This window comes from Paenibacillus alvei DSM 29, assembly GCF_000293805.1.
In the GTDB taxonomy this organism is placed as follows: domain Bacteria; phylum Bacillota; class Bacilli; order Paenibacillales; family Paenibacillaceae; genus Paenibacillus_B; species Paenibacillus_B alvei.
Genome location: NZ_AMBZ01000005.1, coordinates 228,269 through 253,322 on the forward strand (window position 1 = coordinate 228,269; position 25,054 = coordinate 253,322).

General features: G+C 47.6%; 25 protein-coding genes. 17 read left to right on the plus strand and 8 right to left on the minus strand.

What is annotated here, in order from left to right; translation table 11 throughout:
• The first annotated feature begins 11 nt into the window (after positions 1-11).
• From PAV_RS17915 to PAV_RS17925, 3 genes are all read left to right on the plus strand, one after another.
• A complete protein-coding gene (locus tag PAV_RS17915; RefSeq protein WP_005548716.1) occupies positions 12-407 on the plus strand; it encodes a VOC family protein in 396 nt (131 codons plus the stop codon).
• Positions 408-428: 21 nt separating this feature from the next.
• Complete coding sequence (locus PAV_RS17920) at positions 429-1,397, plus strand: type I phosphomannose isomerase catalytic subunit (RefSeq protein WP_005548718.1); 969 nt, start codon at positions 429-431, stop codon at positions 1,395-1,397.
• 105 nt (positions 1,398-1,502) lie between these two features.
• Entirely contained in the window at positions 1,503-2,006 is a 504-nt protein-coding gene (locus PAV_RS17925) for a YbaK/EbsC family protein (RefSeq protein WP_005548720.1), read from the plus strand.
• A gap of 86 nt (positions 2,007-2,092) precedes the next feature.
• Here the strand turns inward: PAV_RS17925 and PAV_RS36310 are convergent, their stop codons facing one another.
• Entirely contained in the window at positions 2,093-3,247 is a 1,155-nt protein-coding gene (locus PAV_RS36310; protein WP_238555856.1) for a helix-turn-helix transcriptional regulator, read from the minus strand.
• A complete protein-coding gene (locus PAV_RS36315) occupies positions 3,228-3,971 on the minus strand; it encodes a histidine kinase (RefSeq protein ID WP_005548723.1) in 744 nt (247 codons plus the stop codon). Before PAV_RS36315 ends, PAV_RS36310 begins: the two co-directional genes overlap by 20 nt.
• A gap of 180 nt (positions 3,972-4,151) precedes the next feature.
• Here PAV_RS36315 and PAV_RS17935 point away from each other — a divergent pair, with 180 nt between their 5' ends.
• Positions 4,152-4,970, plus strand: a complete 819-nt coding sequence (locus PAV_RS17935; RefSeq protein WP_005548725.1) for a type II CAAX endopeptidase family protein — start codon at positions 4,152-4,154, stop codon at positions 4,968-4,970.
• 64 nt (positions 4,971-5,034) lie between these two features.
• Here PAV_RS17935 and PAV_RS17940 read toward each other — a convergent pair whose 3' ends face one another.
• On the minus strand, positions 5,035-5,349 hold the full coding sequence (locus PAV_RS17940) for an ArsR/SmtB family transcription factor (RefSeq protein ID WP_005548727.1): 315 nt from the start codon (positions 5,347-5,349) through the stop codon (positions 5,035-5,037).
• A gap of 215 nt (positions 5,350-5,564) precedes the next feature.
• Here PAV_RS17940 and PAV_RS17945 point away from each other — a divergent pair, with 215 nt between their 5' ends.
• The 6 genes from PAV_RS17945 to PAV_RS17970 all read left to right on the plus strand — a co-directional run bounded on the left by PAV_RS17945 (position 5,565) and on the right by PAV_RS17970 (position 11,502).
• Positions 5,565-6,788, plus strand: a complete 1,224-nt coding sequence (locus PAV_RS17945; RefSeq protein ID WP_005548729.1) for an MFS transporter — start codon at positions 5,565-5,567, stop codon at positions 6,786-6,788.
• Positions 6,789-6,883: 95 nt separating this feature from the next.
• Positions 6,884-7,558 carry a response regulator transcription factor gene (locus tag PAV_RS17950; protein WP_005548731.1) on the plus strand — a complete coding sequence of 225 codons (675 nt, stop codon included), beginning with the start codon at positions 6,884-6,886 and terminating at the stop codon, positions 7,556-7,558.
• Positions 7,555-8,937, plus strand: coding sequence for a sensor histidine kinase (locus tag PAV_RS17955; RefSeq protein ID WP_005548732.1), 1,383 nt, complete (start codon positions 7,555-7,557; stop codon positions 8,935-8,937). The genes PAV_RS17950 and PAV_RS17955 overlap by 4 nt, the downstream gene beginning before the upstream one ends.
• A 207-nt stretch (positions 8,938-9,144) precedes the next feature.
• The gene (locus PAV_RS17960; RefSeq protein WP_005548734.1) at positions 9,145-10,059 is read left to right on the plus strand and encodes an ABC transporter ATP-binding protein; all 915 of its coding nucleotides are present in this window, start codon (positions 9,145-9,147) and stop codon (positions 10,057-10,059) included.
• Positions 10,056-10,769 (plus strand): ABC transporter permease, encoded by a 714-nt coding sequence (locus PAV_RS17965; RefSeq protein ID WP_005548736.1) that lies wholly within the window; start codon positions 10,056-10,058, stop codon positions 10,767-10,769. The genes PAV_RS17960 and PAV_RS17965 overlap by 4 nt, the downstream gene beginning before the upstream one ends.
• A 1-nt stretch (position 10,770) precedes the next feature.
• Positions 10,771-11,502 carry an ABC transporter permease gene (locus tag PAV_RS17970; protein ID WP_005548738.1) on the plus strand — a complete coding sequence of 244 codons (732 nt, stop codon included), beginning with the start codon at positions 10,771-10,773 and terminating at the stop codon, positions 11,500-11,502.
• A gap of 113 nt (positions 11,503-11,615) precedes the next feature.
• Here the strand turns inward: PAV_RS17970 and PAV_RS34755 are convergent, their stop codons facing one another.
• The 4 genes from PAV_RS34755 to recQ all read right to left on the minus strand — a co-directional run bounded on the left by PAV_RS34755 (position 11,616) and on the right by recQ (position 16,304).
• Entirely contained in the window at positions 11,616-11,786 is a 171-nt protein-coding gene (locus PAV_RS34755; protein WP_005548740.1) for a hypothetical protein, read from the minus strand.
• Between the two features lie 240 nt (positions 11,787-12,026).
• Entirely contained in the window at positions 12,027-13,835 is a 1,809-nt protein-coding gene (locus PAV_RS17975) for a B12-binding domain-containing radical SAM protein (protein WP_005548742.1), read from the minus strand.
• Between the two features lie 245 nt (positions 13,836-14,080).
• Positions 14,081-14,443: a chaperone CsaA gene (csaA, locus tag PAV_RS17980; RefSeq protein WP_005548744.1), complete on the minus strand. Its 363-nt coding sequence runs from the start codon at positions 14,441-14,443 to the stop codon at positions 14,081-14,083.
• A gap of 43 nt (positions 14,444-14,486) precedes the next feature.
• Complete coding sequence (gene recQ / locus PAV_RS17985; RefSeq protein WP_005548746.1) at positions 14,487-16,304, minus strand: DNA helicase RecQ; 1,818 nt, start codon at positions 16,302-16,304, stop codon at positions 14,487-14,489.
• A gap of 271 nt (positions 16,305-16,575) precedes the next feature.
• Here recQ and PAV_RS17990 point away from each other — a divergent pair, with 271 nt between their 5' ends.
• Positions 16,576-17,586, plus strand: a complete 1,011-nt coding sequence (locus PAV_RS17990; protein ID WP_005548747.1) for an RluA family pseudouridine synthase — start codon at positions 16,576-16,578, stop codon at positions 17,584-17,586.
• Positions 17,587-17,675: 89 nt separating this feature from the next.
• Here PAV_RS17990 and PAV_RS17995 read toward each other — a convergent pair whose 3' ends face one another.
• Positions 17,676-18,146 (minus strand): GNAT family N-acetyltransferase, encoded by a 471-nt coding sequence (locus PAV_RS17995; protein WP_005548748.1) that lies wholly within the window; start codon positions 18,144-18,146, stop codon positions 17,676-17,678.
• A gap of 193 nt (positions 18,147-18,339) precedes the next feature.
• On the opposite strand from PAV_RS17995, the gene PAV_RS18000 reads away from it, so the two are divergent.
• The 6 genes from PAV_RS18000 (at position 18,340) to PAV_RS18025 (ending at position 24,899) form a co-directional block, all read left to right on the plus strand.
• Complete coding sequence (locus PAV_RS18000) at positions 18,340-19,359, plus strand: hypothetical protein (RefSeq protein WP_005548749.1); 1,020 nt, start codon at positions 18,340-18,342, stop codon at positions 19,357-19,359.
• 438 nt (positions 19,360-19,797) lie between these two features.
• Positions 19,798-20,334 (plus strand): sigma-70 family RNA polymerase sigma factor, encoded by a 537-nt coding sequence (locus PAV_RS18005; RefSeq protein ID WP_005548751.1) that lies wholly within the window; start codon positions 19,798-19,800, stop codon positions 20,332-20,334.
• A complete protein-coding gene (locus PAV_RS18010; RefSeq protein ID WP_005548753.1) occupies positions 20,335-21,777 on the plus strand; it encodes a DUF4179 domain-containing protein in 1,443 nt (480 codons plus the stop codon).
• Positions 21,778-21,911: 134 nt separating this feature from the next.
• Complete coding sequence (locus PAV_RS18015; protein ID WP_005548755.1) at positions 21,912-22,124, plus strand: hypothetical protein; 213 nt, start codon at positions 21,912-21,914, stop codon at positions 22,122-22,124.
• Positions 22,125-22,307: 183 nt separating this feature from the next.
• Complete coding sequence (locus PAV_RS18020; protein WP_005548757.1) at positions 22,308-23,540, plus strand: aminopeptidase; 1,233 nt, start codon at positions 22,308-22,310, stop codon at positions 23,538-23,540.
• A 183-nt stretch (positions 23,541-23,723) separates the two neighbouring features.
• Positions 23,724-24,899 carry an MFS transporter gene (locus PAV_RS18025; protein WP_005548759.1) on the plus strand — a complete coding sequence of 392 codons (1,176 nt, stop codon included), beginning with the start codon at positions 23,724-23,726 and terminating at the stop codon, positions 24,897-24,899.
• The last annotated feature ends 155 nt before the right edge of the window (positions 24,900-25,054 follow it).

Genomic DNA, 25,054 nt, shown 5'->3' on the forward strand with positions numbered 1-25,054 from the left:
TGATGAGGGAAATGGCAGTCCGTAAAATCGAGCACGTCGGGATCATGGTTCAGCAATTAGAGCCTTCCATTCAATTCTACGAAGAAGTAATCGGATTGAAGCTAAAAGGCACACTCCTCCATACAAATGGATTCATTCGTCTCGCCTTTCTTGGATGGGATGGAACCGATGCAACAGAAGTAGAGCTTGTAGAAGGATATCCTGGAAGCGTAACGGAAGAAGGAAGAGTTCATCATATCGCTTTTTCCGTTGACGATATAGAGGCAGAATTAGCACGCATCAAGAATCTGCCTCATGTTGAACTTATTGATGAAGAACTGGTTACCTTGCCGAACGGCAGCCGCTACTTTTTCTTTAAGGGTCCGGACGGCGAGAGACTTGAGTTTTTCCAATCAACTAGAAACTAGACAACTCGGGAGTGAGAGAACATGACAAAACCTTATCCATTAAAGTTTCAACCTGAATTCAAAGAACGCGTATGGGGTGGCCGTGCTCTAACGCAATTCGGATTGGATTTGCCTGAAGGACATATCGGTGAAGGCTGGATGATTGGTGATCATCCGAACGGTACAACGAAAGTTGTTAATGGTGAATTAGCTGGACTTGGCTTGGATCAAGTACGTGAGCAATACGGTAAGGAATGGTTCGGTTCTAAAGGCTTTTCCGAAAAAAATGGCCGTTTTCCATTGCTTATTAAGCTGTTGGACTGCAACGATGATCTCTCTATTCAAGTCCATCCGACTGACACATATGAAGGCTTGCCAGAAGGGGAATTGGGCAAGACTGAAATGTGGTATGTGCTTGACGCGAAGCCAGGCGCTAAAATTATATATGGTTTAAAAGAAGGCATTGATCGCAAAGCGATGGCAAAAGCGATTGAAGAAGGACGCATCATGGAGGTTCTGCAAGAGGTGTCCGTTCAGGCTGGAGATACGTTCTACATCCCTGCTGGTACTGTGCACGCGCTGTGCGCAGGCGTTGTAGTTGCAGAAATCCAACAAAACTCCGATACGACCTATCGCTTGTACGACTATAATCGTCCGGGCTTGGATGGTAAGCCTCGCGAACTGCACATTGAGGATTCCTTGAACGTTATTGCCTACGAAGGCGCAGGTGCAACTCGCATGTCTACGAATGGCGCAGTTGCGAACGAATGGTTGGTATTGGCGGAGTCCCCATATTTCCGTGTAGAAAAAGGGATCGTTGCAAAACCATGGTCATTGTCTACAACGGAAGAGAGCTTCGTCATCCTTGTTGTATGTGAAGGAACCGGCACGCTAAAAACAGCTGACGAAGAGATCGCATTCAAAGCTGGTGAATGCTTCTTGCTGCCAGCTAACCTCGGTAACTATACACTTGACGGTAACTGCACAGTGTTGCGTTCTGTTGCTCCTTAATACTCGTATGATTGACTTGGCATCCGGTCCCCTGATGGGAAACCGGATGCCTTTTATTAGAATTCGATATAGCAATTCTATTTCTGTAAGAATGGAGGGACATAGATGAACAAGATCGAGAAATTTGTGGAACCATCGCAGCCGCTGGATCCCTATGATAGCAAGCTCATTGCGTATATTCGTACCCATCAGATGGCTGCTAAGCATTTGCGGCTTCAAGCGCTATGCCATTCCGTCGAGGATGCTGCCCAAGCGGTACAAGCCGATAAAGTCGACTTTGTAAAAAATGTCTGCATGATTGACGAGGCGGGGCGCTTGCTTGTAGCTATCGTCAAGGGTGAAGACCGTGCAAGCACTAGCAGAGTTGGCAAGGCACTGCTCATTCCTCCACCACGCTTAGCACTTGAAGAAGAAATGCTAGAGCTTGCCGGATACCCTGCTGGTGGAATCCCTTCTTTTGGCTACAACGCACTATTTATCATTGACCCCAAGGTTCTTGAACGCGAATTCGTCTATACAGGCGGAGGCTCCCCATACTCGTTAACACATATTTCGGTTCAAGAAATGCTGCATGTGAATCAGGCCATTGTAGCAAGAATTCGAAAATAATTGCAGCAACGCATAAAGAAGCGCTAGAGCATTCTCTAAGCGCTTGTTTTGTTACGATTAATGTTTAGGTGATTGGTGATTAACAATTATTTAGCTGCGGTTGGCGGAGAATATAGCAGTTGTACTTTCCGTGCTGCATTCACAGCAGATAAACGATCATTAACACCTATCTTGGCATATAGATTCGATATATGATTGCGTATGGTTCCTTCGGCTAAATAGAGTGTCTGTGCGATTTCTCGATATTTCATTCCTTGTGCCAAATACTGAAGCACTTGCTTCTCTCGTTCGGTCAAGCCAAAAGGATCTTGGACGAGAAAGGTATGCTGAGTATTCGGCTCTGGCGCCTGCAGCTTTCGATCCTCCTGCTCGTCATGTTCGATGTGCTTTAATTGATCTGACAGCATCCGCGTTACAGATTGTGAGAGGGACGTTCCCCCATGATGTACAAGCCGCACGCTAGCCAACAGTTCCTCAGGATGCACAGACTTGAGCAAGTATGCCTCAGCACCTGCATCGATTGCTTGCACTGCATAATCCGTTTCCTCAATCGTGGTCAGCAATATCACCTTCATAGCTGGCCATCTTTCTTTTATCACCCGAACGGCTGCAAGTCCATCTATCCGTGGCATTCGAATATCCATAAGCACAATATCCGAATGTTCATGTTCCGCATATTCAATTGCTTCCTTACCATCCCTTACTGTCCCTACTACATGAATATCTTCCTCTTGCTCAAATAAAAAGCACAGGCTTTCACGAATAAGCTGCTCATCATCTACAATAAGCAAGCGGATTGGACGCTCCTCTTCAAGTGGCATAATGCGTGGAACCTTGCAAATGACCTCTATGCCACCTCCTAGGGAGGAACGTACCTTCAGTTGTCCGCCGTAAGCCTGCAAGCGCTCATTCATTGATGATAGACCATAGCCGAATGTTAGATTCTCATCACCAATGCCATTATCGCGAATAAATAAACATACTTCCTCGGTGTCATAGACAAGTCTAACTTCGATTATTGAAGCCTTGCCGTGTCGCACTGCGTTCGTTGCCGCTTCCTGTACACACCGCTCTATCGCCATACGATGAGCATAAGGAATACAATAGGCGCTGCCCTCAGCAATAAATTTACATTCTATATCAGTTTGGTTGTGGAGCGTATCAAGTAGTTGCCCCAGCACTTCTTCTAAGCTATACTGCTCTTCCTCTGAAGATGCAATATCATGGATGTACCTTCTCATAGCTGCTGCGCGCATGCTCTATAACAAGCTCAAGCCGCAGCTTAGCCTGTTCCAGATCAACAGCCATAAGAGTCTTGACTGATTCCATCCCCATTACAATAGATACATGAGAATGTCCTAATGTATCATGAAGCTCACCTGCCACTCGATTGCGCTCCTCCTGTACAGTAAGCCTCTCCACCTGCTCCGTATATTGGCGTATGACATTGATTTGGTCTTCATTTTCTTGAAGAAGCTGCTTCATTTTTCGCTGCGAATGCAAAAACACGCTGAAGCCAACACCAATCCCGAACAAAATAAAATGATTGACAGACGCATCCAAAGCCTGCAGCCAGGTCAGCTTCCCGCTCCATATCCCGATGAAGGGGAATAAGCCTACTATAGGAGCTCCCCACCATATGTTCGCTCTTGTCGTCATGAATCCAATCAGTAGAGAAGGCAGCACCATATTGTCGAGATAAAAAGGCATCGACAAATGCATGGATAAATTAATGCCTCCCGACAAAATTATTTCCGAGGCAATAAATTTCGACGGATGAATGCTTCCAGGTCTCCAAAACCATAAAGGCAGCGCAGAACACATCATAAATTCGATTAGCGATCCTGCCGTATTATGCATGATAAAATTCGGTGATATTGCCATGTAGACTACGCCAGATACAATCCAAAGCATATATAGGCCCAACATAGCTGTATCTATCCAATGCCATTTTCTTTGTTCCATTACACGAATACACGCCTCTTTCTATGAAATTAAGTTGGATCTGCTGATAACCGAAGTAGAACGCAAAAAAGAAAATAGGATATTCATATGACTGCATTTCAGATGATTCTCACTGGGAGGTATCTTCATCATTGTAATAGGATTGATCTGTGAAAAAAAGAAGAAATGGAGGAATGCAGCTTGTTATCAAATCTAAAAAACCAAACGAAGGCTATAAGTTACACAGCAATCACCTTCATCCTTGCCGTATGCTCTGCCATGGTTCCGGACACCAACTCGCCGGTATATATGCTAACCCCATCTGCAGCAGTCTTAATTATGCTCCTATTGGTAACGAAGGACGGATATTCGCGATCTGGCTGGGCCGCACTCGGATTGGGGAAAAGCGGACATAAATGGTGGTGGATTATCTGTCTCATTCTCCCCTCTGCAATCGTAGCTTTAAGTTATGGACTGGCCTTTGGAATAGGAGTTTTGGTTATCGATGTTCCCCCAACCTATGAAGGCTACAGCTGGACTTCCTTTCCTATCGTTGTTGCTTTACAATTTGTCGGTGCTGTATTTACGAGCTCGCTTGGAGAAGAAATTGGCTGGAGGGGCTACTTACTGCCATTGCTTGTAGATAGCTTAGGTGAAAGGAAAGCACTTGTTATCAGCGGACTCATTCATGGGTTATGGCATATTCCAATCATCATGCTGTCTCCTATTTATCATCATGATCAAAATCCGATGTTAGCATGCTTGTTCATCATCATGTCCTGCGTCTTCCTAGGACCTGTCATCGGCTTTATTCGACTGCGCACATCCAGCGTATGGACGTCCTCTGCGTTCCACTCGGCACATAATGTTACTTGGGCTGTGCTGCGGGGCATTACAGTGCCGACTTCAAGCCTTGCACTGTATATAGCCGGGGATAACAGCATCATCGTTATTTGCTGTTATATGCTGCTTACCATATGGATCATGAAACGAATCCGCAACAATTCCAGTGTCCGCTAAGCGATACTTCCAAAATCTGAAAAGACCGCCTAGATAGGCGGTCTTTATCTGTTTGTTTACAACATTAAGACGTTGCAACATTCACTTGGGTCAAAATTAATTGCAGCAATCCAGGAAAGCGTGCTTCCAGTTCATCCTTACGCAAACAGATAAACCGTTGTGTTCCCTCCATTCTAGTTCGAATAATGCCTGCTTCTCGCAGTACTTTGAAATGATGCGACATTGTAGACTTGGACAGGGATAGATCAAATCCTCCGCATGTCTGCTCCGGAATACTCATCAATTGCAGTACGATATTCATGCGAATCGGCTCGCTTAGAGCATAGAACACTTGCGAAAGTTCAATATGTTCAATATCGGGATGAAATAATGTTCTCATGTCATTATTGTACCTAAATGATTGACATCATTCAATAGTTCGATTACACTCGAACTATTGAACAAAGGCGCGCACCTCTCTATTCAATAAATGATGACGTAGAATGTATCTTTTTATCGTTCAAGCTAGTGCAATTTTTGAACAATAGGCGATCTTTAACGTGCGGCAGCAGGGCCTCACATGATCGCGGATTCATTAATAGGGGGCCTTTTACAATGAGCAACACGACGAATCAGCAGCTTACCGCATCACTATCCAGTCCGATTATGGCATTGTTTTTTGTCACCATGTTCATCATCGGTACAGATACCTTTATCGTATCACCTATGCTTCCAACACTGCGTAAGGTTCTTCACATCTCTATCGAACAATCGGGATGGCTCATTTCTGCCTATGCACTCGGCTATGCCCTGTTTGCTCTCATTGCCGGCCCTCTGTCTGATGGCCTTGATCGCAAATTATGCCTGCTTGGAGGGATGATTGGTTTTTCACTCTTCACAGCATTGTGCGGATCAACAACAAGTTTTAGCCTCTTGTTCGCCTATCGTACCTTGGCAGGGATCTGTGCAGCAATCGCCACACCACAAGTGTGGGCTTCCATTCCACAACTTGTAGCACCACAAAAAATCGTAAAGGCTATGGGTGCCGCTACTGCAGGCTTAGCCGTTTCCCAATGTCTCGGTGTTCCTCTTGGCAGTCTGCTCGCCGCCAGCAACTGGAGATTTCCCTTCTACGCTATTGGGATTACGGCGCTGTTAATTACGATCGTATTGGCGCTCAAGCTTCCTTCCATACCGCCAACAACGAAAAACCGGAGTTCATTGGGCTCTCTTAAACAGCAATATCGCACACTATTTTCACGCAGAAGCACCGTCACTGCTTTTCTTGGATATTTTTTATATCAGTTAGGTACTTTTTCTACATTTTCTTATCTTGGAAATTGGCTCGCAGATGATTTCTCTCTAAATGTACAGCAAACAGGATTATTCATCCTCGGATTTGGTATTGGTAATTTGGCAGGCAGTATCCTCGTATCGAAGGTGGAACGCACTCTCGGTATTCGTCGCACGGTTACAAGCTCCCTTCTTGGCATGATTGCAATGTATGTAATAGTAATAACAGGAAAGGATGTCATCTTTATTAGCGTCGCTTATGCGCTGATCGCCTTGTTCGGCGGCATGCTGTTCCCGCTCTTAATGGGTACGCTTCAAAAGGAACAGCCGTATGCACGGGGTACCGTAGCAGCACTTGCCAACAGCACCATGTACTTTGCCACGATGCTTGGGTCAGCACTAGCAGGTGAACTGTATGCTCGCTTTGCTGGATTTTCCTCCATTGTTATAGGTACAATGCTGTGCTATACAGCCTCCCTGATTATTTTCAGAGGCTTGCTGCACAACCGACGAACCGTTATCGGTCAAGCTAACGGCGCAGCATAAAAAGGATTCGGCTTCGCGCCCCCCTCTTCCATCTGATTTCATTTGAGCTATAATGTTCAATGACAGATCGACACGATAGGGAGAGATCGTTCAGAATGAGTCAACGACTGCTATACATAGAAGATGACAAGGAAATTGGAACCTGGACAAGCGATTATTTGCAAGATAAAGGCTACCAGGTGACGTGGCTGCTGTCGGGCGAACATGCACTTCAGCACGCACCTGATAGCGATCTCATCATCTTGGACGTGATGCTTCCAGGATTGGACGGCTTCACCGTTGGGCAGCGCTTGAAGCGCGAATATCCAAATACGCCTATTCTGCTGCTGTCAGCCCGCACAGCTATTGACGACAAGCTGCAAGGACTGCATTTTGCGGATGACTATGTGACGAAGCCATTCCATCCGGATGAGCTAGCCGCAAGAGTAGAGGTATTGCTTCGGCGCTTCGAGAAGCAAACTCCTACTGCCATCGAGCTGAAACATTTGCGCATTTCCCTGCACGATAATCACATTGTACATGCCCAAACTGGAGAGGAAATCACCCTTACCGGCAAGCAGCATCATATTTTTGCGTTTATGCTTCGCCATGCCAATCAAATTCTTACGAAGGAACAGATCTATGAGAGCGTTTGGGGTGAGCCTTACATGGAGGGAGATAAGACGCTAATGGTTCATATTCGGTATTTGCGGGAAAAAATCGAATTCGATCCAGGGCATCCGGAAATTATTGAAACCATTCGCGGCATCGGATACCGGGTGAAGCTATGAGCTCCCGGATCCCGCTGCGCAGATCACTGTTAATACGGTATTTGACGCTCGTATTTGTCGCGCTCATGATATGGCCGATTATATTCCCATTAACATCGACCATCTTGTATTATACTTCCCTATTAAGCAATAACGAGAAGCCTGCCGAGAACATATATGCAAGTGCAGCAAAGCTCGAAGAACGATGGCATCAGGAAGCTGCCAAGCTGAATCACAAGGATGGTGTCACCATTGAGCGCCGCCTGCATGAACTGAAGCAGGAGTATCTGGAAGCCAAGCTATTCTGGGTTGATCAGAATGGAAGCACCCGTCTGAAGCTGCCGGAACAGCCCAATTTGCCTGTACAGTGGGAAGCGGGAGACGCCATTACTTTTATGAAGCAAAGCTATGATGGAGATCCGTTCACCGTTGTTGCATTTATTGGGCAGGATTCGAAGCAAGGATTTATGGTCATGCAAATTGCACGCAGCTTGATGATCGTAGATAGAGGAGGCTATAACACAACTCATGTGCTCATTATCGTAGTGCTCGTGTTTATTCTGTTCACAGCAGCCTCTTGGTGGTTCTTCTATCGGCTCCGCAATCGGCTCGTGCGGCTGGGCAAGGCAATGGTGGCCGATAAAACAAATGGGCTGCCTGCACCAATCGAGATTACAAAATGGGATGAAATCGGCCAGCTCGAGCATACCTTCAACCAAATGATTAAGCAGCTCACCTCAAGCCGTCAGCGGGAACAAGAAGAAGAGTCCTTGCGTAAGGAGCTTATCGCCAATCTGTCTCACGATTTGCGAACCCCCTTGACCACGATTCGCGGCCATGCCCATTCGCTCCAGCACGAGTCCTTATCCGAGAAGGGCAAACAGTCGCTTGTTCTGATCGATAAGAAAGTTAGCGACTTGGGGCACCTTGTCGACAATTTGCTGGCGTACACGCTTCTGTCTGCCCATAAATATACGCTGCACCCCGTCCCAACGGACATGCTGCGGCTTGTACGAACATCGGCAGCAAGCTGGTATCCCATATGGGAGAAGGAAGGATTTGAGGTTACTATTCATCTCCCAGAGCATTCCGTCACTTGGGTCGTTGATCCACAATGGATGACGCGAATACTCGATAATTTATTTCAAAATGTCGTTCGTCATGCCGCTGCAGGTCACTATGTCAGAATTGCGATTCAAGAGCATGAATCGACTATGGCTATTGCGATCGAGGATCACGGCCCCGGCATGGATGCTGCCTCTACAAGCAAAGGTGTTGGTCTCGGCTTGACCATAGTGGAGATGATGACAAATGAAATGAAGCTGCATTGGGAAGTTATGAGCAGCCCAGAAGGCACGGTCATGCTTATATATCCAACAGCCCTTCCTCTATCTCTCTAACGATATGAATCTAGTGTCAGCCATGTATAAGCTATCATTTGATTGATCACGTTGTAATACACGATTAACGATTAACCTTTCAACGCCCATGAACGCTGTTATGTGATCGTGGGTTTCTTTACTTTCCATTTTTTAAACAGAATTTAAACAACCAGTCGCTCTCGTTTTAACCTTCAGCCTGTATCGTTACGATTGAGGTGATAAACATTGATCGAAACAATTATTCAGACCGAAGGATTAACGAAAAAATACGGCGATCGTCATGCGGTTGATCAGCTTCGGCTTACGATTAACCGGGGGGACATCTATGGATTTCTTGGCCCGAACGGAGCAGGCAAAACGACAACGATTCGCATGCTGCTTGGTCTCATACGTCCCACTAAAGGCATCATACGCATCTTTAACAAAAACTTGCGTACACATCGGATGGACATTTTGCGAAAGATCGGTTCGCTAGTGGAATATCCTTCGTACTATGCCCATCTGAGTGGGCAGGACAACCTTGAGGCTATTCGCAGAATCATCGATGTTCCGAAGTCGAGAATTGATGAAGTGCTCGCAATCGTTAGATTGACAAAGGATGCCCAGCGCCCAGTCAAAGGGTACTCGCTCGGTATGAAGCAGCGGCTTGGGATTGCTGCAGCCTTGTTAGGCAGTCCCGAACTGCTCATTCTGGATGAACCGACGAATGGACTTGATCCTTCCGGCATACTGGAAATCCGGGAGCTGATTAAGAGCCTGCCGTCTCAGCATGGCATTACCGTCCTTGTATCCAGCCATCTACTCAGTGAGATTGAACAGATGGCCACACGCGTAGGCATTATTCAGCATGGGCGCATGGTATTTCAAGATTCAATCGGACTGCTGCAAAGCCGGGCGCAGCACCGCATCCGATTGGCCGTATCGAATCCTGCCAAAGCAACAAATTTGCTCAACACATCTGGGTGTATCGCGGAACAGCAGGAAGGAAGCGTCTTGATGAACTACATGCCTGACAGTCAGGTCGCCTCCGTCGTTGATTTGCTCGTCCATAACCAATTATCCGTGTACCGAGTTGAAGAACAGCGGCAGTCACTGGAAGAGATCTTCCTCTCTATGACTGGAGAGGGGAACAAACGATGATCGGGAAGCTGCTGTCATCTGACTTAGTGAAAATACGCCATACATGGATATGGCTGCTTATTGTCCTAGGTCCATTCGGCGTTATCAGCCTTCAAGCACTCAATTACAGCTTGCGTTATGACTACCTCGTATCCAAGCTGAAGGATCAAATATGGTTCGGGCTGCTTAGCGACATTAAAATGCTGGCTGTTCTTGCCCTATTGTTCGGCATAACGCTTGTCACTTCCTTAATCGCAAGTATCGAGCATCGCCAAAGCTCATGGAAACAACTGCTCGCGCTTCCTGTGTCACGGTTCAGCGTGTTCACATCTAAATATATCCTGAGCTTGTTCATGATGTTCACCGCATCGCTGCTGCTTGCAGTCGGATCTGTACTGCTCGGCCTTCTTCTCGGCTTCGGCACAAATATCCCTTGGCCCCTGCTGCTCAAGAACAGCTTCTATCCATTCTTAGCGGCTATGCCTATACTCGCACTGCAGCTATGGTTGTCTACCATTATCAGTAACCAAGCCATTCCGCTTACTTGCGGAATTCTAGGCACGATCGTATGCGTATGGTCCATTAAAATGCCGGATTGGATGCCGTACAAGTGGCCGCTGCTCGTGAACGAAGCCCAAATTCCAGAATACTCCGTTATCGCAGGCATTTTGATCGGCTTCGTGCTCTTTCTGTTCAGCCTTGTTCACTTCATAAGAAGGGATGTGGATTGATGTGACAACATGGCTGCGATTATTCCAAGCTGAACGATTAAAGTTGGGCAAATCCAGTATCGGGCTGCTTGCCCTGATCAGTCCTTTGCTGTCCGTGCTCATCGGATTATTCATATCTGAGCAACAGCCGCCCGAGATCCAGTGGCTCTACTTATGGTCGACGATGTCAACCACGCACGCGATCTTGTTCCTGCCGCTGCTGGCCGGTGTGTTCTCCGCATTTATATGCCGGTACGAGCATGCAGGAGGCGGTTGGAAGCAAATGCTCGCCTTGCCTGTGTCCCGCTCCAGCCTGTACTTGGCGAAATTCGCCCATGTTGCACTGCTGCTAGGACTTACACAAGTACTGTTCCTGCTAGGTGCAATTGCTATCGGCCTATTGAAAGGATATGCAGCACCTATCCCTTGGACTGAATTTCTGAGAGCCTTCTCCAATGGCTGGCTGGCTACCCTGCCGGTTGCCGCGCTTCAGCTGTTCGTGTCCGTATCATGGTCAAGCTTCGCGGCTCCGCTTGCTATTAATGTGATGCTGACACTGCCGAATGTGCTCATCGTCAATTCGGAAAAGTACGGCCCATGGTATCCTTGGGCACAGCCTGTACTCGCGATGAACGGCGTAGAAAAATACGGGGCATTCAATGTATCGGTTGGCACTCTTTTGTTCGTCATTGTCGGTGGATTCCTGCTCTTTCTAATTAGTGGACTTATTTATTTCAACCGTAAAGATATGTAGCTTTATGATGACATCTTGCAAAGACATAGAAAAAAGAGGTGGATAGACATGGTCGTCTAATCTGCCTCTTTCTATATGATATGGGTTACACCCCATACATTTCATTTCAAATTTTATGACATTGGCGGCTGCTGCGAGGATGACTGCTGCGAAGCAGATTCTTCTGTTGTCACAGATTGATCCTCTGCAGGCTGCTCCTTACGCTTCTTGCCCATCTTTATAACTTTGCAGCAGCTCGTCCGCATCAATCTCATTTTTAATGCGACTTTTGTCACATTTTTCATCCTTCAAACCTCTCTAGTTGAGTTCAGAATGTTACTGGCAACACAGGACTGTACGAATCATAAAAAAATTTATATTGGTGCAAAATAATGATCCTAAAGTCCTATCCGATTATAACTAAACCCGTTTCATTCACGGAAAAAAGAGCAAGTAGGCAGCTATCACAATAGCTGGACAAGAATACAAAATCGTTGGACAGAAAAAAGCAATCCTAGGATGTTACCTAAGATTGCTTCAAAGCGCTATTCATTTATCACCAAAGCAGAGTGATTTACGGTAAACAGCAATGGCTTCTCGTCATCGCTTTGCTGGTACAAAAAGATGCCGTACATATCATCCGTATGCCCATCTTCTGTGATTTCGGATTCTATTTCTGTACGAACTGAAGTGTCTAATGCGCTGCTGCGTGCAATCGCTTCTTGCGGAATTTTCTCAACAACTGCGTGCTTGTGCAGTTCCTTCTCTGAAAGATCCAATGCTGCGAATTGCTCAGACACAAGCTCAGCCTGTCCAGCCGCCCATTGCAGAACACGCGATGCCTCTTCCTTCTGAAGCTGTCCGCTCCACCACACTTTGCGCGGTTTATATTTATGGCTCATATAGTAATCAAGCTTCATCAGCCCTAATGCCACGTGCGGCTTTTTGAGCCCATGTGCATTCAAGAAGGCATGCAAACGCACGAACAAATCTTCTAATTGATGGCCAATCTTCTGCCAGCCGTTTGCTTCCCAAAAGTCGCCGAATGCTTGGAAGAAATCAAACGGTGAATCGAACTCGGTATGCATCAAATACTCCATCGTCCGATCCATGCGGTGCGCGTTCCAATACTTTTCGAGTACGTCCTCCAGGCGCTTTAATCGTACGACATCACGGAACGGAAGCACGTCATTCGACAGCATTTCGTACGGTGCATGATCCATAAAGACATAGCCGTATTTCGCAGCATCCAGCCGAAGCCCTGTACCGCGCAGCATTTTCAAGAAGCCGAGCTGCAATTCCTCAGGACGCAATGCAAATACATCGTTGAACGTTTTGCGGAATGTATTGTAATCCTCAAGCGGCAGTCCTGCGATTAAGTCCAAGTGCTGGTCGATCTTGCCGCTCTCCTTCACCTTCGTTACGGTTCGCGTCAACTTCGTAAAGTTCTGACGCCGCTTCACGAGCTCATTCGTTGGATCGTTCGTTGATTGGACGCCGATCTCAAAGCGAAATACGCCAGGCGGTGCATTCTCGGCCAAGTAGTCAAGTACCTCCGGACGCATAATATCCGCCGTAATCTCAAATTGGAACACGCAGCCGCGATGGTTCTCGATGAGAAACTGGAACATTTCCATTGCGTAATCGCGCTTGATGTTGAACGTTCGATCAACGAATTTAATTAGCTTCGCTCCGTTATCAATCAAATACAAAATATCGGCCTTCGTCCGTTCAATATCGAAATAGCGAACGCCAACCTCGATGCTGGACAAGCAAAATTGGCAACTGAACGGGCAGCCGCGGCTTGTCTCGAAGTAAACTACACGTTTGCCGAGGTTCGGAATATCTTCCGCAAAGTGGTGCGGAGAAGGAATCTCATTCAAATCCAGCTTCGGCCGTGACGGATTGATCACTACCTCGCCCTGCTTGTTCCGATAGGCCAACCCAAATACGAAATGATACTTCCCTTCACCTTCGAGCTCCCGCAGCAAATGAAGCAGCGTCTCTTCTCCCTCACCCATGACGATGAAGTCAACATCCGACAGCCGTTCCATCCATTCCTTCGTGTCATAGGACACCTCGGGTCCGCCAAGTACGATGCGGATCTCCGGCCGTACCTTGCGCAGCATGTTGACGACCTTAATCGTCTCCTCGATGTTCCATATATAACAGGAGAACCCAATCACATCCGGCTCTCGCTGGTACAAATCCGAGACGATATTCATCACCGGATCCTTAATTGTATATTCGGCAATGTCGACATCGAACTCGCCTTCACAATGTGCTTTCAAGCAGCGTATCGCCAGCGAAGTATGAATATATTTAGCATTTAATGTTGCAAGTACGACTTTCATTTAGATCTTCCTCTCATCAGGCACTACCTTACGTGACCGAGTTGCTCGTATCAGCCTATACCATTATAACCAAAGTAAAGACGGATCTCGACATTCATCCAAAAAACCACCATGAACAGAAAAGCAAGCTGCCGACAGCTTGCTGTATTCTATACATGCTATAAAAAATGGATTATCGAATCATGCCGCCCGAATATACCATCGTCCTTATCGGACGATTCCTCTTCTCTGTCATTCAAATCAAGCTATGCAATCGGTGTGCCATTAGGAATGCGCTCATCTGCATGTAGAAGGACAACATCGCCTTCCCCGGGAACACCACCCAATACAAGCACTTCAGAATCAAAGCCTGCGATACGGCGCGGCGGGAAATTTACAATAGCAACGACCTGCCTTCCTACCAACTTGTCCGGCGTATACCGAGCCGTAATCTGTGCGCTTGATCGCTTCGTTCCGAGCGGCCCGAAATCAATCAACAGCTTAATCGCTGGTTTGCGTACCTTCTCGAACGGCTCTGCCTCCACGATTGTTCCGACACGTATATCGAGCTTCATAAAGTCCTCAATGCTTGCTTCTGCCTTGATTTGGTTCAGATTCAACTCGTGCATCACGTATCAACTCCTTATTCATGCGCTATTCATTGCGTCAGATCTATTCCATATCGTAGCGACCCGCTTCTTCATCCCGCTGCTGGAAAAATTCAAGGAACGGCATGCCGAACTGCTTCAGCTTCGCTTCCCCGACCCCTTTAATACGGAGCATACGCGCTTCGGTCGTCGGCTGCATCTCTGCCATTTCCCGCAGTGTACTGTCATTGAACACGATGTAAGGCGGAACGCCTGCCTGGCTTGCCAGCTCACGACGAATAAGGCGAAGCTGCTCAAATATCGTCTCATCAATGGCAGTGCCCGCCTTCGGTTTCAGCGACTTCGCAACCCGCTGTTCAACGGTTCGCTTGCCCTTCAATACATCCGCAGCCAGCGGCAGCAGCCGCACGACCGGATACTGCCCTTCGCTAAGCTGCAAATACCCCTCGGCTATAAGAACATAGATGAGATCCGAAATTTCCTTCTCTGCCAAATGCCGCATTTCGCCATGCGTGGACAGCTTCTCGAATCCATACTGCATGACCTTCTTGTTGCGCGATCCTTTCAGCACGGAAGCTACCATCGATACGCCGAACCGCTCACGCATCCGATAAATACAGGAAAAGATTTTCTGCGCTTCAATCGTAATGTCAATCGATTCACGCTCATCCTTGCAGTTGCCGCAAACGCTGCAAGACTGCTCGCCTTCTTCTCCAAAATAGCGAACCATATAGTTTTGCAGGCACCCTGTCGTATAGCAATAATCGATCATCACTTGCAGTTTCTTATACTCATTCGCCTTCCGTTCCGGTGACGCCTCGCTTTGTTCGATGAAGAACTTCTGCGTCAATATATCCTGCGGATGGAACAGCAGCACGCATTCGCTTGGCTCGCCATCGCGTCCCGCGCGTCCTGCCTCCTGCACATAGGCTTCCATATGCTTCGGCATGTTATAATGCAGCACATACCGCACGTTGGACTTGTCGATGCCCATGCCGAACGCATTCGTCGCCACGATGACACGCACATCATCATAGAGGAAGGCTTCCTGCATCTTCGCCCGCTCCTCATCATCGAGTCCAGCATGATAGCGGCCAGCGGCAATTCCTGCACGTCTAAGCATGTCATAGATGTCCTCGACTTCCTTCCGTGTCGAAGCATAAATAATGCCTGATTCGCTCGACCGCTGCCGGACATAATCAAGCGTAAATGCCTTTCGCTCCTCGCCGCGCAGCACCGTAAACGCCAAATTGTCCCGCTTAAATCCAGTTACGACAAGCTCGGGTTCCAGCAGCTCCAAGGATTGAATGAGATCCTCCGTCACTTCCGGCGTCGCGGTTGCAGTAAATGCCGCCACAATCGGGCGCTCGCGACCGCTATGTACAAGCTCCTGAATGAAGGGTGCAATTGTCCGATAGCTTGGACGGAAATCATGTCCCCATTGGGAGACGCAATGGGCTTCATCTACCGCTACCATGGATATCGGAATCGATTTCGCGCGCTCCCGGAACCATTCTGTCTCCAACCGCTCCGGCGCTACATAGAGCAGCTTAATGCGTCCTTCCTGCGCCTGCCACATCAGACGTCCCGCTTCACCCATCTCAAGCGTGCTATTGATGAATCCAGCCTTGACACCCAAGCTGTGCAGCGCATCCACCTGATCCTTCATTAACGAAATAAGCGGCGAAATGACCAGCGTTACCCCAGGCAGCAGCAGCGCCGGGATTTGATAACAAATCGACTTGCCCCCGCCGGTTGGCATAATTCCCACCGTATCTTGTCCCGCAGAAAGATATTCAATAATTTTCCGTTGTCCATCACGGAAGCCATCGTAGCCGTATACTCGCTGCAATGCGCTTCGTGCTTGGTCCATTGTAAACATGTACGCAGACTCCTTTTCCCCGTTCCCTTGCGGCAACCTGTTGTTCTGTCCTTCATTATAACATGGGCTTTTCCTATGAGGTAATAGCTTCCACTTCACGGTTCCCTGCCCATATGCCTACCCTTTTTGCCTATTCTGAATAGAATCTGTCCGAACTTTCTGCTATAGTGATAGCATTCCATAGAACATGTCCTACAGCGCGCCATCAGCGCCATCTGTGAAGCGCACTGTTCTGTATAGAGTTGTCTACTCATCAAGGAGGTCTTACGAAATGCGTAAGCGAGAGAACCATAAACCGAGAAAAGGCCCGCAGAAGAATCAGCCGGCGAAAGCTTACCAGCCAGCCAAACCAACAAAACCACCCCATCGGACACCGCCGAAGGCTCGCGAATATACGGTTCAGGAACCAGCCGAATTGCTTAGCTTTTTATTAAATACGGTAGAAAATATGGGACGTAACTCCATCAAATCCGCACTTGCCCGCGGTCAAATCTCTGTCAATGGACAAGCCGTAACAGCCTATAATCATCCGCTTCAGCCCGGACAAGTTGTAAGCTTGTCCAAGGAGAAAATCGTTGAAGCTCCTCCCTTTGTCGGTTTGTCGATACTGCATGAGGATGACGATATCATCGTCATTCACAAGGAAGCTGGCCTGCTGTCCATTGCTTCCGAGCATGAAAAGGAAATGACAGCCTACCACCAGTTGACGACACATGTTCGTTTGCAGCATCCGAGCAACCGCATATTTGTTGTGCACCGTCTCGATCGGGATACGTCCGGCGTGATGATGTTCGCTAAAAAGGAAGACGTCAAACAGCTGCTGCAAAATAACTGGAAAGAGATCGTGCACGAACGTTCTTATGTCGCGCTTGTTGAGGGGAAGGTTCGCCAGCCGGAAGGCACAATTTCCTCTTGGCTGAAGGAAATGAAAACACTTAAGATGTATTCCAGTCCGTATCCAAACGATGGCCAGCATGCGGTTACGCACTACAAAACACTAGAAGCGAACAGCGCTTACTCCCTGCTGGAGGTTCATCTCGAAACGGGGCGCAAAAATCAGATTCGCGTTCACATGGAGGATCTCGGTCATCCGATCGTAGGTGACAAGAAGTACGGAGCCAAATCGAGAGGACTAGGACGTCTTGGTCTGCATGCGCGCATCCTGGCATTCAGCCATCCGACAACTGGCGCGCCAATGCGATTCGATACGGGCATTCCGAAGCCGTTTACTCGCTTGCTGCAGCAAGACGGAGCGGCTACAAATAAAAAAGATCGCCGTTAAATCCAAATCAGCTCACGATTTATCACGGTATCGCGCTAGCGAACATCAAAAATAGCCGATCTCCTTAAAAAAGGAGGTCGGCTATTTTTTTACAATCGTTTGCTCATCTTATAATTAACCAAATCGATTCCTCTGCGCTGTACCGTCTGAGCATGAATCATGCAAAACCCGTGCCGCTCGAAGAAGGGTCGTGCCGTAATACTTGCATCTGTTCTCATTTCATCCAGTCCCAGATTCCTCGCTTCCTGCTCCAACTTGGACAACAATGCCGTTGCGACGCCTTGCCGCTGAACATCCTTATGAACATAAAGCCGATCCAAATACCCGTCAGCAGCCATATCGCTAAATCCGATCAATTCATTGTCCCGAATCGCTACATACGTAAGATGCTGGCTTAACGACTCTGTCCAGCGAGCCAGCTTCTCTTCCTGTTCATCGGCTGGCGCCCAGGCTTGTATTTGTGCTGCAGTATAATCTTTTGCATTGACGGTGTGTACCGTATCGTAAAATAAGGCGACTAACTGGTCGATATCCTCTACTTGAAATTGTCGTATATACATGATATTTCAAACTCCTTATTTTTTACCTTTGGCATGCGAACCGCCTCCCATCCATTATGAAGTACGCCAAATAATCTGTACATGTTACGGGGCCCGGTTATGCCTCTTTGCTATTTTTTTATGTAATTCCGTGAACCTGAGGTGTGCCTCCTGCCGTCTAATCGATGTGACGACATAACTGAGGAGGATTATGATGAACACGAATTCTAATAAATTAATTGCCGCTACAATCGCAGCAAGCGTAATGCTGACCGGACTTACCACGTTACCGCCGTATCACACCGCATATGCGGCGCAGCAGAAGAATCAGGAGAATAAAAAGCTCCCGTCTACGATTGCCGAGCTCGATCCGAAGCTGCTACATAAAATAAAGGAAGAGCTAAAGACGCTCATTCCCAAAAAAACAATCGAGCTGACAGCCCTTCATACTGTTAAGGAAAAAGAATATAGCTGGCTTCGTCCGAACGAGATTCTCTTAGAATCGAAAGACAAACGCGCCAACGTTCAGATCACAAATGACGTGTCATATCACATCGAAATCGAGTGGAAGGAACTCGAAGCCTCTCTTCAATCTACGATCCAAAAAGCCTTAAAGAACATGGATCCGAAGCGGAAATTCGTCATTAAAAAAGTAGAACGTTATAAAGATAACAGCGTAAACTATTGGGCATTTCGCGGCGAAGGCTTCTCCGGCTCAATTGACGCCATTACCGGGAAGTCTATTCGCACCACCATAGATTTCCAGCTTGCTAACATAGATCCAAAATGGAGCTCGCTTGCTAAAGAGACCATTGTGTCTCTGTCCGACGGAAAACATAAAAAGCTCTCAGACAAGGTGGAAGTTTCGATTGCCAGAAAGGACGGAAATCGTAAGACAGCACGATTCCGCGTTGATTTCACGCCATATGAAATCAATATCGATACTGCATCCTGTAGGCTGCTGTCCTTCTCTCTTCCCGGCTTCAATGATCATATTCCCGAAGAAATACGGAAGAAAGTGTTCACAAAGCCTCTTTACAGCAACGAAGAAGCCATAACAGCCGCCGGACCGATAGCCAAACAGCACTTCCAAATTGACCTGGAAGGATATCAAGTAAACGTCACATATAATGTGTACACGTTCACGAAAAACGGTAGTCCGACCGTTACTGGATCGATCGATGATAAAGGGAAATTCGTAGGCATGTCAATCTCTGTACCATCAGGCTCGTAAATTGCCACTGCCAAGTGCCGCAATTTTTTATTTTCCCGTGAACCTCGTCCCAACCTGGCGCCATCTAATGAGTACATTAACCAAAACCGAGCGATCCAGAAGGATACCGAGCCAGGTTGAAAGGCTATCAGGTTAATGTGAAGAGGAGCAGTATACGTTCACAAACAAGGAAAGCCGAGCGTCTATGGTAAGATCAATGAAAAAGGGGACTTTTGGATTTTGGAGCATGTCGCTTATTGCTCCTACGGCCCCTAAGCTGCGCTTGAACAATGACGTATACTCCTACGTTGGCGATATCCGTTACCAATAGACAAGCCTATCAAATTATATTCAAGCAAAATGCATAAAGCGACTTACTATAAGAAGCTTGAATTCCAAGTTCAGATACCGATAAGCCGCATAGATCATTGAACAAACGCTATAAAGGAGACTATTATTGTGCAACAGCAGCTAGAACAGTTGGCAGCACAGGCTCGCCAAGGGGAAAAGGAGGCATTCGGAACGCTCATCCGAACCCATGAAGCTTCCCTGTACCGAGTTGCCAAGTCAATCGTGCATTCCGATGAGGATTGCGCGGACGCCATCCAAGAAGCCGTGCTGAAAGCATATCGATCGATTCATTCATTGCGCGAGCCGAAATATTTTAAGACATGGCTTATTCGGATATTGGTCAACGAATGCCGGGCATTGCTTCGCAAAAAGAAGAAAACCGTACCGTTTGTTGAGCTTCAGCATGCCAGAACCGAGACTGACGATTACGTGCATATTGAAACACTAGAGATCGTCAACGCTTTGGATGAGGATCTTCGAATTGTCGTCACGCTATTTTATCTGGAAGACTTGCCGCTTAAGGAAGTTGCGGATCTGCTGGATCAGCCCGTCGGCACGATAAAGTCCCGACTTTACCGGGCGCGAAATAAACTGGCGGATATGTTCAATATCCATAACGGCAGCGGAAAGGAGCTTATGATCTGAATGGATTCACATGTAGACAAGCAAATCCGCGAACGGCTGGCCGCTGATCTCGGCTCTGGAATTCCCAAGCTCGTGAAATCGCGATTGGAACAAACGCTTCACTCGCTGGAAACCGAGCCTGCGCCTGCTGCGGAACTTCTTGATATACGCAACAGCCTGAACAGCAAACGAAGACGCAAAGCTTGGTATGTCGCCGTGTCGGCCCTGCTCATCATCAGCGGGATATTAGCTTCGGGCTTCATTTCACCCGTTATGGCCGAAACGCTCAAAAAAGTGCCCTTTATCGGGCAAATCTTCGATTCGCTTGGCGATGACCTGCTGCAGCATGCCAATCGGAACGGCATGTCCGTTCCCGTGAATCTTAGCGCGACGGACAACGGCATCACATTGACCATTACAGAAATATTGTACGACGGCGCTCAAATCAAGCTCGGGTTCAAGGAGGAATCGCAGGCGGAGCTTCCTGTTATTACGCCTAACTATCAAAGATTCGAAATGCCCAATTTGAGCAGTGACGACCCGACGATATCTTGGATCTATGCCATGACGAAAACACAAGCCAAGTCCCCGACCGAGCATTTCGGCATTTTGACGTTCGGATCAATGAATGGCGAGATACTGGAGCAAAGCGACAAGATTCCGGATAACTTTACCCTCTCTTTTACGATCAAGCAGGTCGGTGACGTTAACGGAGTTAAAGGGAACTGGGAGTTCCATGTTCCCATCAAGCTGAATAACGCGCCTACCAAAAAAATATCGGTCATGGAAACAAAAAAAACGCTGGACGGGCGCGGCTATATCACGCTGCAATCCGTTATCGCTTCGCCGCTTGGCACGGAAATCCGGTTTTTGACCCAATCCAGTCAGACTGCCCGCAAAGCTAATAGTCCCGATTTCACAGGGCTTGACATCAGCTTCCTCGTCATAGACGAGAACGGCAATGAGATTGCATGGGAAGGAGGACGCGGCAGATATAGCGGAACGCGGCCGAAGAATGCAGAGTACGAAATGCTGTATCAGTATGCGCCACTGGCCGAGCATGTGAAATCGATCCGCTTCCTGCCTGTCGGGAGAGCAAATCGGTACGGGGATGTAGCCATTCCGTTAGACCTAAACGCTCTGCCATGCAAGCTGCAGCAAGGCGATATCGGTTCCGTTACGGTAAAGAGCCTAATGTTCGAACAGGACAAAACAATTGTCCATTATGATATTAAAGGCGATTGGCCGTCAGCTCAGTCCCAAAGGCTTGTATTCATTCAAGGCAAGCAGAAACATCTTACTTACAAATGGAACACAAAACTATTGAGCAAAAGCAACGGGATACATTCCTATGTTAGCGAGTATGAGCCCATGGATAAAAATCAGGAGATTAAATTGTATACACCCAAGATGACCAAGCCGATTTTCTTTAAGGAGCTTGAATTCCAAATCCCAATACGGTAAAATCCGATAAAGTACAAAAGAGAAGTAAGTTTCGACAACTCCTACTATTCATTTCAGTTAGAATCATTCATAATGGGGATGAGATGGAGTCAATTCACATCTTACCGATCTATTTGCCGCACGGGGGTGATACGATGACTGAGCACATGGAGAACCAGGGTGGTGCTGAAGCTGCAGAGAGTAAGAAAGTGAGCTTGGCGGATGCCGCGAAGCGCATGCTGCAGCAGAAGAAGCAAGCCCAAGGGAAATCGCAAGGCGTGCACAAGCATCATGAGTCTGGCCAACCGACAATGAAGAGCCAGCATACGAAGAAGACGAACAACCAGCGTAAACGCATGGGTGTGTGAAACCGTGGAGGGGCGAGCCTCAGAGCTTTATGTTCTGAAGTTCAGCCCCTCTTTCATGTATAACCTGCATCCGATATCCAATTGCACCAGAAACTTTGCTGCAACCCCTCCAATAATGGTATATTGAGAACATACTGAGAAATGACTTCAGATTATGAATTCAAGGAACAGAGGTGGCTACCCATGGTAAATTTCGAGCAGCAATTAGAAAAGTATGCTGAACTTATTGTAAAGGTCGGCGTCAACGTACAAAAGGATCAGGATGTATTCGTAAACAGTTCTATCGAAGTCGCTCCACTTGCCCGCCTCGTTGCTAGCAAAGCATATGAAGCAGGCGCACGCAACGTACATATCGATTGGTCAGACGAGACTGCTACTCGCTTGAAATTTGAGAAGGCATCTGACGACGTGTTCACCCAATTCCCAGAATGGGAAGCAATGAAACGCAACTCTTTCGTCGATAAAGGTGCTGCATTCATCTCTATCGTCTCTTCCAGCCCAGACCTGCTGAAAGGGGTCGATCCACAGCGTATCGGCAACAACCAAAAAGCATCTGGACAAGCACTGGAGCATTTCCGCCGCTGCGTACAAGCGAACAAAGTAAGCTGGACGGTCGTTGCAGCCTCTTCTCGCGATTGGGCGGCAAAAGTATTCCCTGGCGTAGCTGTAGAAGAAGCAGTTGAGAAGCTGTGGGAAGCGATCTTCACATCCATCCGTTTGAATTCGGATAATCCGGTTCAAGCTTGGACGGAACATAATGAAAACCTGCATAAAAAGGTTGAAGTATTAAACGGCAAGCATTTCCACAAGCTGCACTATACAGCTCCTGGAACAGACCTGACGATCGAATTGCCAGAAAAGCATCTGTGGGTAGGCGCAGGCAGCGTCAACGAGCAGGACGTGCCGTTCATGGCGAACATGCCAACAGAAGAAGTATTCACGGTGCCTCATAAGTTAGGCGTTAACGGCTATGTGTCCAGCACGAAGCCGCTTAGCTATGGCGGCAACCTGATCGATAACTTTAAAATCACATTCGAAAATGGCCGCATTGTAAAGGTAGAAGCCGAACAAGGCCAAGAAATCCTGCAGCAGCTCGTCGACACAGATGAAGGCTCACATTTCTTGGGCGAAGTGGCGCTTGTGCCGCATCAATCTCCAATCTCCGAATCGAACATCTTGTTCTACAACACGCTGTTCGATGAGAATGCATCCAACCACTTGGCGATCGGAAGCGGCTATGCATTCAACGTAGAGGGCGGAACGAAGATGTCCCAAGAAGAGTTGGAAGAGAGCGGCGTGAACCGCAGCATTACGCACGTAGACTTCATGATCGGTTCTGCGGACATGGATATCGACGGCATTCATAAGGATGGGACAACAGAGCCTATCTTCCGCAAAGGCAACTGGGCAATCTAATAATGGCATATGCAAAGCAGTAGAAGCTTCCCGCTTCTGCTGCTTTTTTTATCGCAATCATGTATTGCTCTCCGCTCCATACCTGCCGCATAATGGGAGAATAAGACAGAAGCAAGAAAGAAGATCGGTTGCCGTTTCTTGCATGCTGAATCTAATCATTTGGAATTCGAGGTGTTCCCCTCCATGCGCATATGGCATGATTTCAAGCAATTCCTTCGAGTAAAAGGCGCTCTGCATCTCGTCCTTACCCTGTTCCTGTACGGCATCGGCATGGGGATTCTGGCCCCAATGAACGCGATTTATTTGCGGGAATCGTTAGGGCTCGGCAAGGTAGAGATTGCATCTATTTTTGCAATTTCCCTGTTTCTGAACATGGTGCTTACGATTGGTGTCGGCATGATTAGCGATTCTATGAAGCGCAAGAAGACAATTCCCCTGCTCGCGTCTATTGTCTGTATGATTGGCCTCGTCATCTATATGAATGCAGACAGCTATGTACAGGCGCTAATCGGGATGGCTCTCGCCACTGCCCCTTCTGGGATGATTATGGGGCAGCTATTCGCGATGGCGCGAAATCATGTTACGCGGCTTGCTCCTGATATTGTGGAGATGGCGCAAATCTGGATGCGCGCCACGTACAGCGTTGGCTTCTTTACCGGGCTGCTCGTCGGCGCAAACTTATACTTGCTGGCGACGTTCCACGGGGTACTGTGGGGCAATCTTGCCGGATATGCTTCCTTGTTCCTGCTGCTCTTGTTCTACAAGGAAATTACGCTCGATTCGTCAGCAGCATCCGCCAAAGCAGGCGAACCCTTTTCACTCATCATGCTCTTTGCCATCCTGCTCCTATCATGTGCTGATGCCATACGCGGCTTATACTTGCCGCTTGTTGTGAACGAGCAATTCGGCGATCCGAGATTGATGTCCTTCATATGGAGCATACAAGCCATATTCGAGCTCCTGTTCATGACGATGGCGGGCTATTGGGCCGCCAAGTATGGCAGCAAACCCATTATTATGTTCGGAGGGTTGTTCGCACTTATAACTTATATTGCTTATAGCACAAGCGATTCCTTGACGGTGTTTTTCCTTATGCAGCCGTTGTATTCTTTCTTTGTTTCCGTTTTATACGGTGTCGCAATGGGCTACGTGCAGCGCATGTTCATACATAAGGCAGGATTTGGTGCCAGTTTATACGTGTTCATTTCGCAAACGGCTTCTTTAATCGGCTACTTCCTGCCGCTCTTCATTGATGGTGTCACGCCGCAAATCTTCTGGATTCCAGCCGCGCTTATCGTTGCTTCCATGGGGTTGATGACAAGTGCGCTTTATACGGGACGGCAACAGCTATCAGCCTAAGCATACGTAAGGAATAGAATGAATCATGAACTCATTTATAGATACTATTTTCCTTCACTATATCAATAAAAAACTGAAATAGCATGGGGAGGCAGCTCCATGCTATTTCAGTTCTTCATTCATCAAACCTGACTTGAAAGTTGTGCCTCCACTGT

Excerpts from the sequence above, each read along its gene's own strand:
- PAV_RS17915 (WP_005548716.1), top strand. The coding sequence starts at position 12 with ATGGCAGTCCGTAAAATCGAGCACGTCGGGATCATGGTTCAGCAATTA.
- PAV_RS17920 (WP_005548718.1), top strand. The coding sequence starts at position 429 with ATGACAAAACCTTATCCATTAAAGTTTCAACCTGAATTCAAAGAACGC.
- PAV_RS17925 (WP_005548720.1), top strand. The coding sequence starts at position 1,503 with ATGAACAAGATCGAGAAATTTGTGGAACCATCGCAGCCGCTGGATCCC.
- PAV_RS36310 (WP_238555856.1), bottom strand. The coding sequence starts at position 3,247 with ATGAGAAGGTACATCCATGATATTGCATCTTCAGAGGAAGAGCAGTAT.
- PAV_RS36315 (WP_005548723.1), bottom strand. The coding sequence starts at position 3,971 with ATGGAACAAAGAAAATGGCATTGGATAGATACAGCTATGTTGGGCCTA.
- PAV_RS17940 (WP_005548727.1), bottom strand. The coding sequence starts at position 5,349 with ATGAGAACATTATTTCATCCCGATATTGAACATATTGAACTTTCGCAA.
- PAV_RS17945 (WP_005548729.1), top strand. The coding sequence starts at position 5,565 with ATGAGCAACACGACGAATCAGCAGCTTACCGCATCACTATCCAGTCCG.
- PAV_RS17950 (WP_005548731.1), top strand. The coding sequence starts at position 6,884 with ATGAGTCAACGACTGCTATACATAGAAGATGACAAGGAAATTGGAACC.
- PAV_RS17955 (WP_005548732.1), top strand. The coding sequence starts at position 7,555 with ATGAGCTCCCGGATCCCGCTGCGCAGATCACTGTTAATACGGTATTTG.
- PAV_RS17965 (WP_005548736.1), top strand. The coding sequence starts at position 10,056 with ATGATCGGGAAGCTGCTGTCATCTGACTTAGTGAAAATACGCCATACA.
- PAV_RS34755 (WP_005548740.1), bottom strand. The coding sequence starts at position 11,786 with ATGAAAAATGTGACAAAAGTCGCATTAAAAATGAGATTGATGCGGACG.
- PAV_RS17975 (WP_005548742.1), bottom strand. The coding sequence starts at position 13,835 with ATGAAAGTCGTACTTGCAACATTAAATGCTAAATATATTCATACTTCG.
- csaA (WP_005548744.1), bottom strand. The coding sequence starts at position 14,443 with ATGCACGAGTTGAATCTGAACCAAATCAAGGCAGAAGCAAGCATTGAG.
- recQ (WP_005548746.1), bottom strand. The coding sequence starts at position 16,304 with ATGTTTACAATGGACCAAGCACGAAGCGCATTGCAGCGAGTATACGGC.
- PAV_RS17990 (WP_005548747.1), top strand. The coding sequence starts at position 16,576 with ATGCGTAAGCGAGAGAACCATAAACCGAGAAAAGGCCCGCAGAAGAAT.
- PAV_RS17995 (WP_005548748.1), bottom strand. The coding sequence starts at position 18,146 with ATGTATATACGACAATTTCAAGTAGAGGATATCGACCAGTTAGTCGCC.
- PAV_RS18000 (WP_005548749.1), top strand. The coding sequence starts at position 18,340 with ATGAACACGAATTCTAATAAATTAATTGCCGCTACAATCGCAGCAAGC.
- PAV_RS18010 (WP_005548753.1), top strand. The coding sequence starts at position 20,335 with ATGGATTCACATGTAGACAAGCAAATCCGCGAACGGCTGGCCGCTGAT.
- PAV_RS18015 (WP_005548755.1), top strand. The coding sequence starts at position 21,912 with ATGACTGAGCACATGGAGAACCAGGGTGGTGCTGAAGCTGCAGAGAGT.
- PAV_RS18020 (WP_005548757.1), top strand. The coding sequence starts at position 22,308 with ATGGTAAATTTCGAGCAGCAATTAGAAAAGTATGCTGAACTTATTGTA.
- PAV_RS18025 (WP_005548759.1), top strand. The coding sequence starts at position 23,724 with ATGCGCATATGGCATGATTTCAAGCAATTCCTTCGAGTAAAAGGCGCT.